At 69.6% G+C, this 12,269-nt stretch carries 11 protein-coding genes and 2 pseudogenes; all 13 read left to right on the top strand.

Features of this window, described 5'->3' with window-relative positions; translation table 11 throughout:
* The first annotated feature begins 60 nt into the window (after positions 1 to 60).
* Complete coding sequence (locus tag AOK16_RS15375; RefSeq protein WP_240483581.1) at positions 61 to 1,698, top strand: ABC transporter ATP-binding protein; 1,638 nt, start codon at positions 61 to 63, stop codon at positions 1,696 to 1,698.
* Positions 1,695 to 2,801, top strand: coding sequence for an ABC transporter permease (locus AOK16_RS15370; protein ID WP_055472810.1), 1,107 nt, complete (start codon positions 1,695 to 1,697; stop codon positions 2,799 to 2,801). Before AOK16_RS15375 ends, AOK16_RS15370 begins: the two co-directional genes overlap by 4 nt.
* Entirely contained in the window at positions 2,798 to 4,084 is a 1,287-nt protein-coding gene (locus AOK16_RS28360) for an ABC transporter permease (protein WP_055472809.1), read from the top strand. The genes AOK16_RS15370 and AOK16_RS28360 overlap by 4 nt, the downstream gene beginning before the upstream one ends.
* Positions 4,081 to 4,506: a cytidine deaminase gene (locus AOK16_RS15360; protein WP_055472808.1), complete on the top strand. Its 426-nt coding sequence runs from the start codon at positions 4,081 to 4,083 to the stop codon at positions 4,504 to 4,506. Before AOK16_RS28360 ends, AOK16_RS15360 begins: the two co-directional genes overlap by 4 nt.
* Before the next feature lie 28 nt (positions 4,507 to 4,534).
* Positions 4,535 to 5,812: a thymidine phosphorylase gene (locus AOK16_RS15355; RefSeq protein ID WP_055472814.1), complete on the top strand. Its 1,278-nt coding sequence runs from the start codon at positions 4,535 to 4,537 to the stop codon at positions 5,810 to 5,812.
* Positions 5,813 to 5,875: 63 nt separating this feature from the next.
* Positions 5,876 to 6,091, top strand: coding sequence for a type II toxin-antitoxin system HicB family antitoxin (locus tag AOK16_RS15350; RefSeq protein ID WP_055472807.1), 216 nt, complete (start codon positions 5,876 to 5,878; stop codon positions 6,089 to 6,091).
* Entirely contained in the window at positions 6,088 to 6,309 is a 222-nt protein-coding gene (locus AOK16_RS25700; RefSeq protein WP_079101415.1) for a type II toxin-antitoxin system HicA family toxin, read from the top strand. Before AOK16_RS15350 ends, AOK16_RS25700 begins: the two co-directional genes overlap by 4 nt.
* 275 nt (positions 6,310 to 6,584) lie before the next feature.
* Positions 6,585 to 7,796, top strand: coding sequence for a helix-turn-helix domain-containing protein (locus AOK16_RS15345; protein WP_055472813.1), 1,212 nt, complete (start codon positions 6,585 to 6,587; stop codon positions 7,794 to 7,796).
* 95 nt (positions 7,797 to 7,891) lie between these two features.
* Complete coding sequence (locus tag AOK16_RS15340; protein ID WP_055472806.1) at positions 7,892 to 8,380, top strand: recombinase family protein; 489 nt, start codon at positions 7,892 to 7,894, stop codon at positions 8,378 to 8,380.
* Positions 8,381 to 8,543: 163 nt separating this feature from the next.
* Positions 8,544 to 8,681 (top strand): hypothetical protein, encoded by a 138-nt coding sequence (locus AOK16_RS27200; RefSeq protein ID WP_157859224.1) that lies wholly within the window; start codon positions 8,544 to 8,546, stop codon positions 8,679 to 8,681.
* The gene (locus AOK16_RS15335) at positions 8,678 to 9,856 is read left to right on the top strand and encodes a methyltransferase domain-containing protein (RefSeq protein WP_338058488.1); all 1,179 of its coding nucleotides are present in this window, start codon (positions 8,678 to 8,680) and stop codon (positions 9,854 to 9,856) included. The genes AOK16_RS27200 and AOK16_RS15335 overlap by 4 nt, the downstream gene beginning before the upstream one ends.
* 114 nt (positions 9,857 to 9,970) lie before the next feature.
* Positions 9,971 to 11,035 (top strand): annotated as a pseudogene (locus AOK16_RS15330) (hypothetical protein); the annotation flags it as partial.
* 77 nt (positions 11,036 to 11,112) lie between these two features.
* Positions 11,113 to 12,269: pseudogene (locus tag AOK16_RS15325) on the top strand (IS256 family transposase); the annotation flags it as partial.

The raw sequence follows: 12,269 nt of genomic DNA, 5'->3' as shown, positions 1-12,269 counted from the left end.
CCCCGCACCCCAACGCCGTACCGCCCTGCCCACACCGCTCCCTTGCGAGGAGAGTGCGCCATCAACGCGTCCACCAGCCCGCCACCCGACCACGGCGGGGACACCGCCCCCGCCGTGGAGCTCCACGGAATCACCAAGCGGTTTCCGGGAGTTGTGGCCAACCACGACATCGACATCACCGTCCGGCGCGGCACCGTCCACGCGCTCGTCGGGGAGAACGGCGCCGGCAAGTCGACCCTGATGAAGATCCTCTACGGCATGCAGAAGCCGGACGAGGGCACCATCACCGTCGACGGCGAGAAGGCCGCCTTCCACAGTCCGGCCGACGCGATCGCCCGCGGCATCGGCATGGTGCACCAGCACTTCATGCTCGCCGACAACCTCACGGTCCTGGAGAACGTGGTCCTCGGGGCCGAGAAGCGGTACGGGATCGGGGCCGGGGCGCGCGCGAGGATCCTGGAGCTCTCGGACGCGTACGGGCTGGGCGTCCGCCCCGACGCCCTCGTCGAGGACCTCGGCGTCGCCGACCGGCAGCGCGTGGAGATCCTCAAGGTCCTCTACCGGGGCGCCCGTACGCTCATCCTGGACGAGCCGACCGCGGTCCTCGTGCCGCAGGAGGTCGACGCGCTCTTCGACAACCTGCGCGAGCTCAAGGCCGAGGGCCTGACCGTGCTGTTCATCTCGCACAAGCTGGGCGAGGTGCTGTCCGTCGCCGACGACATCACCGTCATCCGGCGCGGTACGACGGTCGCCTCCGTGCACCCCGCCGACGTCACGCCCAAGCAGCTCGCCGAGCTGATGGTCGGCTCCGAACTGCCCTCGCCGGAGACGCGCGAGTCCACGGTGACGGATGTGCCGATGCTGCGGGTCGACGGGCTGCACCTGTCGGCGACCGACACCGACGGCGTCGTACGGGCCGTGCTCGACGGCATCACCTTCACCATCCACCAGGGCGAAGTCCTGGGCATCGCGGGCGTGGAGGGCAACGGGCAGGCCGAACTCGTCGAGGCGGTCATGGGGATGCGCGACCCCGACGGGGGCGTCATCACCCTCGACGGCGCCGACATCTCCCACGCCCCCACGCGCAGCCGCCGCGAGGCCGGCATCGGCTATGTCCCGGAGGACCGGCACCGCCACGGGCTGCTGCTGGAGGCCCCGCTGTGGGAGAACCGGATCCTCGGGCACGTCACCGAACGCCCCAACAGCAAGGGCGCGTTGCTCGACCTCAAGGGCGCCCGCGCCGACACCGAGCGGATCGTCGCCGACTACGACGTCCGCACCCCCGGCATCGAGGTGACGGCGGCCTCGCTGTCCGGCGGCAACCAGCAGAAGCTGATCGTCGGCCGCGAGATGAGCCACCGGCCCAAGCTGCTGATCGCCGCGCATCCGACGCGCGGTGTGGACGTGGGCGCGCAGGCGCAGATCTGGGACCAGATACGCCAGGCGCGCCACGAGGGGCTCGCGGTGCTGCTGATCTCCGCGGACCTGGACGAGCTCATCGGGCTCTCGGACACCCTGCGGGTGATGTACCGCGGCCGGCTGGTTGCGGACGCGGACCCTGCCACGATCACTCCTGAGGAGTTGGGTTCGGCCATGACCGGCGCCGCCCGCGGCCACCTCGCCGCGCCCGACAGCGGTTCCGCCACCGCGCCCGACAGCGGTTCCGCCGCGGGCCACGAAGAGGGTGGCGAAGAGTGAAGAAGTTCGACAAGGACCGGCTCGCCCTCGGGCTCGCCGCCCCCGTCCTCGCCGTCGTCGCCGCGCTGATCGTCACCTCGCTGGTCATCCTGGCCGCCGGGGACGCCCCGTTCCACGCCTTCTCGGTGATGGCCGACTACGGCTCGAAGAGCGACAGCCAGGTCTGGATCATCAACAAGGCCGTCCCGTACTACCTTTCGGCGCTCGCGGTGGCCATCGGCTTCCGGATGAACCTCTTCAACATCGGCGTCGACGGCCAGTACCGGATCGCGGCCTTCTTCGCCGCCGTCGTCGGTGGCGCGCTCACACTGCCCGGCTTCCTCCAGATCCCGCTGGTCATCCTGGTCGCGATGCTGGTCGGCGCCCTCTGGGCGGGCATCGCGGGCCTGCTGAAGACCACCCGCGGGGTCAGTGAGGTGATCAGCACGATCATGCTGAACTCCATCGCCGCCTCCGTCATCGGCTACTTCCTGGCCGAGGCGCGGTTCGGCGAGCGGGAGGACAACCTCCTGCACACCCCGACGCTCCCTGCGTCCAGCCACTTCTTCACCCTCCCCACCACCCCGGACCCGATCGAGGGCTTCATCGTCGTCGCGGTCCTGGCCGGGCTGGGGTACTGGTTCCTGCTCGGCCGCACCCGCTTCGGCTTCGACCTGCGCGCCGTCGGCCGCTCGGAGTCCGCCGCGCAGGCCAGCGGGGTGAGCGTCAAACGCATGGTGGTCACCAGCATGCTGCTCTCCGGCGCCGTCGCGGGCCTGGTCGGCATGCCCACGCTGCTGGGCGTCTCGTACAACTACGGCAACGACTTCCCCGCCGGGCTCGGCTTCACCGGCATCGCCATCGCGCTGCTCGGCCGCAACCACCCGGTCGGCATGGCGCTCGGCGCGCTGCTGTGGGGCTTCCTCGAACGGACCGGCAGCCAGCTGGAGTTCGAGGGCTACGCGCAGGAAATCGTCGGCGTGATCCAGGGCGTGATCGTGCTCTGCGTGGTCGTCGCGTACGAGCTGGTGCGCCGCTACGGCCTCAAGAGCCAGCAGCGGAAGGTCGGCGCCGAACTCGCCGCCCAGGCCCGTAGGACCGAGGACGCGGAGGTGTCGGCATGAGCGCGACCACGGCAACGGCGCCGGTGAAGCAGCCGAACGGCAAGAGCGGCGGCCGCCGCAAGCTCTCGTACCCGATGATCCTGCTGATCGTCGCGGGCCTGCTGCTCGCCCTCTCGGCGCTGCGGGCGCTGACCGGCGCGGACGACCTGACCTCCAGCGGGCAGTACGGCGGCGCGCTCGGCGCGGCCGTGCCGATCGGCCTCGCGGGGCTCGCGGGGCTGTGGTCCGAGCGGGCCGGCGTGATCAACATCGGCCTCGAAGGGATGATGATCCTCGGCACCTTCGGCGCGGGCTGGATCGGCTGGCAGTACGGGCCCTGGTGGGCGGTGCTCGCGGGCGTCGGCCTCGGCGCGCTGGGCGGGCTCATCCACGCGGTCGCGACCGTCACCTTCGGCGTGGACCACATCATCTCCGGCGTCGCGGTCAACATCCTGGCGCTGGGCTTCGCGCAGTACCTCGCCAAGATGTGGTTCGGCGCGGAGGGCAGCGCGGCCGCGGCCGCGGGCGGCAACGACAAGCAGTCGCCGCCGATGGAGGGCCTGGGCAGCTTCTCCGTCCCCGGGCTCTCGGGCCGGCTGGGCTCGGTCGAGAAGCACGACTGGTTCCTGGTCTCGGACGCGGCCGGGATCGTACGGGGCCTGGTGACCGAGGTGTCCTGGCTGACGCTGATCGCCGCGGGCCTGTTCGTCGCCACCTTCTTCGTGCTGTGGCGCTCCCCGTTCGGGCTGCGGCTGCGGTCCTGCGGCGAGAGCCCGGTCGCCGCGGAGTCCCTCGGCGTCAACGTCTACCGGTACAAGTACGCGGCCGTGCTCATCTCCGGCGGCCTCGCCGGGCTCGGCGGCGCGTTCCTCGCGGTCGTCTCCTCGCACTTCTACCAGGACGGCCAGACCGGCGGCCGCGGCTACATCGGCCTCGCCACCATGATCTTCGGCAACTGGCGCCCCGGCGGAGTCGCCCTCGGCGCGGGCCTGTTCGGCTTCACCGACAGCCTCCAGCTGCGCGGCGGCGGCGAGACGGTGCACGCCCTGCTGCTGCTCCTGGCCGTGCTGCTGGTCGGCCTCGTGCTGTGGGGTCTGCGGTCCGGGCGGCTGAAGCAGGCGCTCACCGCGGGGGGAATCGCCGTGCTGATGGCAGTCTGGTACCTCTTCACCGATACGGTGCCCGTGGAGGTCGTCGACGCCACGCCGTACGTCACGACGCTGCTGGTGCTGGCGTTCGCGGCGCAGCGGCTGCGGGCGCCGAGGGCGATCGGGAAGCCGTATCGGAAGGGCCAGGGCACGTGACGCGTACCGCGGTTGAGCCGGACTGGGAGCGCCTGCGCGCGCACGCCCGCGAACTGCTCGGCCGCGCATACGCCCCCTACTCCGGCTTCCCCGTGGGCGCCGCGGCGTACGCGGACGACGGCCGGATGGTGGGCGGCTGCAACGTGGAGAACGCGGCGTACGGGGTCGGGCTGTGCGCCGAATGCGGCCTGGTGTCGCAGCTGTTCGCCACCGGCGGGGGCCGGCTGACGGCGTTCACCTGCGCGGGCCCTTCCGGCGACCTGCTGATGCCCTGCGGCCGCTGCCGCCAGCTGCTGTGGGAACACGGCGGACCGGAGCTGCTGGTGGACGCGGAGGGCGGGCCGAGGCGGCTGGCGGAGCTGCTGCCGGCGGCGTTCGACGCAGGGGACTTGGACGCCCGTAAGAACCGGGAACGCCCGTAAGAAACCGAGGGGGAAACAGGTAGTGGCCATGGACACCATCTCCGTCATCCGTACCAAGCGCGACGGGGGACGCCTGGCGGACGAGCAGATCGACTGGGTCATCGACGCGTACACGCGCGGCGAGGTCGCGGACGAGCAGATGTCCGCGCTGGCCATGGCGATCCTGCTGAACGGCATGGACCGCGCGGAGATCGCCCGCTGGACGGCGGCGATGATCGCCAGCGGCGAGCGCATGGACTTCTCGTCGCTGCCGCGCCCGACCGCCGACAAGCACTCGACGGGCGGCGTCGGCGACAAGATCACACTCCCGCTGGCGCCGCTGGTCGCCGCCTGCGGCGCGGCGGTCCCGCAGCTCTCGGGCCGGGGCCTGGGCCACACCGGCGGCACGCTGGACAAACTGGAGTCGATCAAGGGCTGGCGCGCCTCGCTCTCGAACGACGAGATGCTGTCCGTCCTGCGGGACGCGGGCGCGGTGGTGTGCGCGGCGGGCGAGGGCCTGGCCCCGGCGGACCGGAAGCTGTACGCCCTGCGGGACGTCACGGGCACGGTCGAGTCCATCCCGCTGATCGCCTCCTCGATCATGTCGAAGAAGATCGCGGAGGGTACGGGCTCACTGGTCCTGGACGTGAAGGCCGGCTCCGGCGCCTTCATGAAAACGGCCGACGACGCACGGGAGTTGGCACGGACGATGGTCGGCCTGGGCACGGACCACGGCGTCCGCACGGTCGCGCTGCTGACCGACATGTCGACCCCGCTCGGCCTGACGGCAGGCAACGCGCTGGAAGTCCGCGAGTCGGTGGAGGTCCTCGCGGGCGGCGGCCCCCGCGACGTCGTCGACCTGACCCTGGCCCTGGCCCGGGAGATGCTGGACGCGGCGGGCCTGGTGGCCGCGGACCCGGCGAAGGCCCTGGCGGACGGCTCGGCGATGGACGTCTGGCGCCGCATGATCACCGCCCAGGGCGGCGACCCCTCGGCGCCGCTGCCGGTGGCCGGCGAGCGGGAGGTCGTCACGGCTTCCTCCACCGGCGTCCTGACCCGCCTGGACGCCTACGCCGTGGGCGTGGCGGCCTGGCGCCTGGGCGCGGGCCGAGCCCGCAAAGAGGACCCGGTCCAGGCGGGGGCGGGCGTGGAACTCCACGCGAAGCCGGGCGACATGGTGACAGCGGGCCACCCCTTGCTGACCCTCCACACGGACACGCCGGAGCGCTTCGCTTACGCGACGGAGGCCCTGTCCGGCGCGATCGACATCGCCCCGGGGGGCGTGGCCTTCACGACGACTCCTGTCGTGCTGGAACATATCGCCTGACCTGCAGGTTTCCCGTACGGATGAGGCCTCCCGGCCTCATTCGTCCCATGCAAGACTTGGGGCATGACTGAGCATGCCGTCCGGCTGACTGCCGCCGTCACACATGAGGACGAGTTGTACGTGGCCCGATGCCTCGAAGCCGAGGTGACGAGCCAGGGCGCGACGATCGAAGAGGCGCTCGACAACCTGCGGGAAGCCCTGGAGCTCTACTTCGAGGACGAGCCGATCCCTGCAATCCACGATGTCATCACCGCTCCGGTGCAGGTGCGGGTCGCGTGACTCCCGCTCTGCCTCGTGGTCTCTCCGGAACTCAAGTCAGCAAGGCGCTCCAGCCTGGGGGTTTCGAACACGTCTCAGCGCGGGGAAGCCACGCGAAGTACCGGGCCGACGGGCGAACTGCGATCGTCCCGATCCACCCCAACCTCGCCCCGGGGACGCTGCGTTCCATCCCTCGGCAGGCGGACTGGAGCATCGACGAGTTGCTGAAGTGTCTCTAGGCTGCGTCAGAGCGGCCAAGACTGCTCCGGCTCGTCCAGCCAGGCCCGTTGCCCCTCCGGTGTGACGGAGATACCGAAGCGGGTGTGGTCCGGCTTGCCTTGGTCGGTCCACCAATGATGGGCCGCCTCGACCTCGTCCCACAGTCGGCGCGGGCCCGATCGCGTTCCACCGCGCTGGCCCAGCCCGCCATCCCGTTCCCCATGGGCCCAAATGCGCCATGGGCCTACCATCGGGAGAGAAGCCACTGGCGCCCGAGCTACCTGCTGAGGTGAACGTGAGCAACTGGGCCGACTTGTCGACTGGTCAGCGCATCAAAAGCCTGAGGGGTTCCGACCTTACGCAGATGGGTCTGGCGGAACTTGCGGGCGTCTCGTACGCGACTGTGCAGAAGGCCGAGCAAGACCGCGGCGAGTTGTCCGTCGGGTCCTTGCTCAAGTTCGCCGCTGCGTTGAAGACAGACGTTGCCGTGATCCTGGGGCAGCAGGCGCCCCGGCGTGGCATGGACCGGAGCAACCGCGCCGCCCTGCGCCAGTTGTCCGACGCCGTGCACGACAGCGCACTCGGGGAGTGGGATGGCTTCGAAGACCCGACCACGGTCGAAGAGTTGGCCGATGTCCGCGACCTCGCGTGGTCGGCGTACTGGGACAGCGACACGGCGAAGGTGGCCGGCCTTGCCGCGCGGGTGCTCATGGAGGGACAGGTGCGGTACGCGAGCGCCACCGGCGCTGAGCGCGACCGCCTCGCGGTGATCCTGGCGAGTACGTACCGCGTTGCCGCGTCGACGGCGAACGGGTTCGGATCGCGTGACCTCGCCCTGTCGGCGCTCACGTCGGCGAAGGGGCTCGCCAAGCAGGCTGACGACCCGATGATGACGGCTCTGCTGGAGTCGACTCTGTCCTGGATCCATCTCCGCGGGGCGAAGATGCCACGCGCGGTCGCGGTGGCCGAGCGCGCCGCTCTCGCGATCGAGCCGTCGTTCAGCAAGTCGTCTCGTCCGCAACTGCTCGCGTACGGGCGCTTGATGATCTCGGCGGCCGTCGCCGCGTCGAGGCACGAGGACGAGAGCGCGGCGGACGATTACCTTTCGCAGGCGCACGCCGCCGCGGCGAGGCTCGGTACCGACATGAAGGTGTATGGGACCAGTTTCGGGCCGACGGCGGTGAAGACGGAAGCGGTCGGAATTCACGTCGCGTTGAAGAATTACGGTTGGGCGCTCAAGCTCGCCAACCAGCCGGACATGGCGCAGCTGCCGACAGGCATGTCCAAGGTGGCGAGGAACCGGTATCGGCTCGATGTGGCGCTCGCACAGTGCGCGGCCGGTCTGTACGACCAGGCGGGAGACATGCTTATCGAGGTGGGGCTCGATGCCCCGGAGTGGGTCAAGCACCAGGCTTTGCCGGGGGTTATCGGGAAGCGTCTCGCGAAGGTGTCGACGGCGCGTGTCCGGCACATCAGCGATCTGATCGGTGTGCCACTGATCGCATAACTCCTACGGAGCGTAGGAGTTGACGGCTCGTCAGTTGGCTCCAGTCCTACGGACCGTCTCTTCGCTATGCGTGATGATCGCGACACGATTGACGCATGGTCAGCAGCGAAGACGGACTGATGCAGGGGCCAACTCCGGCCCGTCGTACCGAGAGTGCCCGCAGGCGGCGGCGCGCTCTTGCGGACCAGGCGGCCGGTCGCGTGCCGGGCGAGGGGGATGTACCGAGCGAGTCTCGGGTCGAACGGTTCCGCGTCGTGATCTATCTGTGCGCCGCGCCGAGCACCGACCTCGCCAAGCCGCGCAAGGAGTGCACCGACTACGCCGACGCGTTCGGTTGGGAGATCACGGAGGTGATCGAGGACCGCGTCGGCCTGCTCCCTCCGGATGGGCGCCAAGGCCTGACACGTGCGCTCAGCGAGGTCGAGGGCGGACGGGCAGGGGCCGTTCTCACCTCGTGGCGTTCGATGATCTCAACGATTCCGCAGGAGTACCACGAGGTGGCGCGGGAGGTTGAGAAGCTCGGCGGGTTCCTTCACGTGATGGACTCGGACCGCAAGTGGGCCCGAGAGGCCGAACGATGCTGACCATTGCCAGCACTCACGCGGCGGCACCTGCGCATTCCTGGCCTGCCGCTGTGTATCGGGCGCCCACGGGCGCCCGCGTAGGCTCCGCCTCGGCTGCGTCCGATGGCTCATCACTCGGCCGAGGCGGGATTCATAGCAGCAATCGACTCATCGAGGAGGAAAGTTGAACGCTCCGTGGATCATCAGCGCCACCGGCGGCAACCCGCAGGACGACAGCGACAGCGGCAACAAGCACGGTGGGGGCGGCTCGGACGAAGGCGGTAACTCCAGCGACGGCCAGGGCCCGGAGGACGGCAAGTGAACGAGCACGACGTGCAGGAGGCCGGCCCGGGAGGACTGGCCTCCGTGCTCATGGGAAAGGGCGCCCTCTCCTCGGATTGGCTGCCCGCGTTCAAGGCCGTACCGCGCGACGCGTTCGTACCCGACAAGCTGTGGCCGGGCACGGCGGGCGGCAACCGGCAGGGCGAGGTGATCGATCGCCAGACGGACCCGGCGAAGTGGTGGGGGAAGGTCTACAGCGACATTCCCCTGACGACGCAGTGGGACGACGGCGCGCACTCGGGCACAGGCAAAGGGCGGGCGCCTACGTCGTCCAACTCCATGCCGAAGATGGTGTTCTCGATGCTGCGCGAGCTGAGCGTCGAGCGCGGATGCCGTGTGCTGGAGATCGGTACGGGTACTGGCTGGAACGCGGCGCTGCTGACCCACAGGCTCGGGCCGGACAACGTCGTGACGGTCGAGGTCGACCCGGCCGTAGCGGAGGAGGCCCGGCGCCGCTTCGGTGCGACCGGTCTTGAACCGCTGACCTTGGTCGGCGACGGTTCCGCCGGCCACCTGGAACGCGCCCCGTACGACAGGGTCATAGCGACCTGCTCGATTGCCCGCGTGCCGTACGCGTGGGTCGAGCAGACGCGACCCGGCGGGATCATCGTCGCTCCGTGGGGGCCGGCGTACGGCGGGCAGGGAATCGCGCGGCTGACGGTCGGCGAGGGCGGCGTCGCGTCGGGCCCGTTCGTCCTGTCGTCGGCGTTCATGCGCCTGCGCGACCAGCGCGATACCTTCCCGCCGACAAGCTCGTTCCCAGGGGCGGATGCATGGTCGGCAGACGGCGAAAAACGCGCATCGAGCCTGTCGCCTGACGACATGGGCGACTGGATCCACATGTTCACGCTCGGCGTGCAGGTGCCCGACATGTTCTGTCGGGTGCAGGCAGGAACAGACGGCGCCTACCGGCTGTGGATTCTCGACATGGCCGGTACATCGTGGGCGACAGCCGACTACGAACACGGCCGCACCGAGTACGAGGTCGTCGAGTACGGCCCCCGCCAGTTGTGGGCCGAGGTCGAAGCCGTCATGTCCTGGTGGCACAAGCAAGGTGAGCCGCAGTTCGAACGGTACGGACTGACGGTCACCTCGCAGGGCCAGAGGGTTTGGCTCGACAGCCCGGACAACCCGGTACCCGTCCGGGTGCCGTAAGGCTCCGTCGCGTCCCGTGCCCCCGTGCGGGATGAGGCAGATAGTAGGGCCCCGGTGTGCGCCTGGGGCTCTACCCAAAGTGGCCGGTTCGAACGCGCGGTGCCCACCCAGCCCGGGGACACTCTTGAAGGACTGGTCGTCACTGGGAGGGCAGACATGGACCCGTCTCGGCGCAAAGTTCTCGGTAGCGCGCTATACTCCGCCGTGCTCGCCGTCCCCCGCTTTGACGATGCGCGGGGGCGGCTGGAGCATCAGGCCGTCGGCAGGACCGTACGGATCGGGGCGGGGGAGATCGCGACCGTCCGCACCATGACCGAGCGGATCGCGGACATCCTCGACGAGTTGGGCGGCGGGCACGCCCGCCCCATGGCCGCGGCCTTCATCGTCAACACCGTGGCCCCGTACCTGAAGGCCGACGCCTCCGCGGCGACCCGGAAGGGCATGCTCGCCGCCGCCTCCGACCTCGTGTACCTCACGGGCTGGATGGCCATGTACGAGAAGGCCCACGGCCTGGGCCAGCGTTACTACCTCCAGGCCCTGGAACTGGCCGGAGCGGCTGAGGAACATCTGACCTACTGCCGCACGCTACGCGGCATGGCCCTCCAGGCCGCCAACCTCAAACACGCGAACAAGGCCCTCGAGCTGGCCGACTCCGCCGCCGAAGCCGCCCCCCAAGCCGGCCCCCGCCTCCAGGCCTTCCTGCGAGGCCAGCAGGCGCAGAGCGCGGCCATGGTCGGAGATCGGGCTCAGGCCTTCAGGCGCCTGACCGAGACAGAGGCGGCCCTGGCCAAGGCCGACAACCGACGCGATGCGGTGGGCGGCTACGACCAGGCGGCGTACCTCTTCCACACCTCCAGCGTCCTCTACGCCCTCGGCGACGTAGCAGGATCGGTCAAGGCCATGAAGGCCTCGAACCGTGCCCGTCCCTCCATGGAACGCCAGGGCAGCGCCCATGCGAACGGCCTCCTCGCCCAACGGCAGCTCGAAATGGGCCACCTCGAAGAGGCCTGCGCCACCTGGAACAGGTTTCTGGACGACTACACGAGCCTTTCCTCGGTCCGCGCCGACGAGCACTTCGACATCATGCGGCGCCGCATCCGCCCCCACCTCACGAACGGCCACGCCCGGCAACTGGACGCCCGAGCCCGCGAAATGGCACGCAAGAAGGCTGCCGCCTGAAGGCTGTCCCGTAAGTGACCTGCTGTGGAGGGACTGTAAGACGTTCGGTGTAACTCCCGATCATGGAAGATGCATCGATGACCAGTGAGAACGTGTCCGAGTCCGGGACCGTCGAGCCCACGAAGGCTGCGTCGGTGAAGGCCGTGGACGACCAGTTGATCGACGAGCTGGTGGGTCGGGCTCAGGCCGAGGGCCTGCAGCTGACCGGCGAGGGCGGGCTACTGCAGCAGCTGACCAAGCGGCTGCTGGAGTCCGCCCTGGAAGGCGAGATCACCGACCATCTCGGATATGACAAGCACGATGCGGCGCCGGAAAGAACGGCGGCAATTCCCGCAACGGCAAACGCTCCAAGACCGTCTTGACCGACGTCGGTCCGGTGGAGATAACCGTGCCCCGCGACCGCGACGGCTCCTTCGAACCGAAGATCGTCAAGAAACGGCAGAAGCGCCTGACCGGCGTCGACGAGATGGTCATCTCGCTGGCCGCGAAGGGCCTGACCACCGGCGAGGTCAAGGCCCACCTGGCCGAGGTCTACGGCGCCGACGTCTCCCGCCAGACCATCTCCACGATCACCGACAAAGTCCTCGAGGGCATGGCCGAATGGCAGAGCAGGCCCCTCGACGCCGTCTACCCGGTCATCTTCATCGACGCCATCCACGTGAAGATCCGCGACGGCGCGGTCGCCAACCGGCCCATCTATGTGGCTCTGGCCGTCACCACCGAGGGCCGGCGCGAGATCCTGGGGCTGTGGGCCGGTGACGGCGGCGAGGGCGCCAAGCACTGGCTGCACATCCTCACCGAGATCAAGAACCGCGGCGTCAGCGACGTGCTCATGCTGGTCTGCGACGGGCTCAAGAGCCTGCCCGACGCGGTGGAGACCGTCTGGCCGAAGACGATCGTGCAGACCTGCGTGGTCCACCTGCTGCGGAACTCCTTCCGATACGCGGCACGCCAGGACTGGGACAAGATCGCCAAGCTTCTCAAGCCGGTCTACACAGCGCCGACCGAGGAGGCCGCTCTGGAGCGGTTCGCCGAGTTCACCGATGCCTGGGGCCGGAAGTACCCAGCGATCGTGAAACTCTGGGAGAACGCCTGGGAGGAGTTCACCCCGTTCCTACAGTTCGACACCGAGATCCGCCGCATCGTCTGCACCACGAATGCAATCGAGTCGGTGAACGCGCGGATACGACGGGCAGTGAAAGCCCGCGGGCACTTCCCCAACGAGCAAGCCGCG

Source organism: Streptomyces pathocidini, assembly GCF_001418495.1.
Lineage (GTDB): Bacteria > Actinomycetota > Actinomycetes > Streptomycetales > Streptomycetaceae > Streptomyces > Streptomyces pathocidini.
Note: the sequence above shows the minus strand (reverse complement) of the source record. Positions and strands in the feature narration are given on the sequence as shown.

Bases quoted from the DNA above. Each gene is read 5' to 3' on its own strand.
- AOK16_RS28360 (WP_055472809.1), top strand. From the start codon at position 2,798: ATGAGCGCGACCACGGCAACGGCGCCGGTGAAGCAGCCGAACGGCAAG.
- AOK16_RS15355 (WP_055472814.1), top strand. From the start codon at position 4,535: ATGGACACCATCTCCGTCATCCGTACCAAGCGCGACGGGGGACGCCTG.
- AOK16_RS15350 (WP_055472807.1), top strand. From the start codon at position 5,876: ATGACTGAGCATGCCGTCCGGCTGACTGCCGCCGTCACACATGAGGAC.
- AOK16_RS15340 (WP_055472806.1), top strand. From the start codon at position 7,892: ATGGTCAGCAGCGAAGACGGACTGATGCAGGGGCCAACTCCGGCCCGT.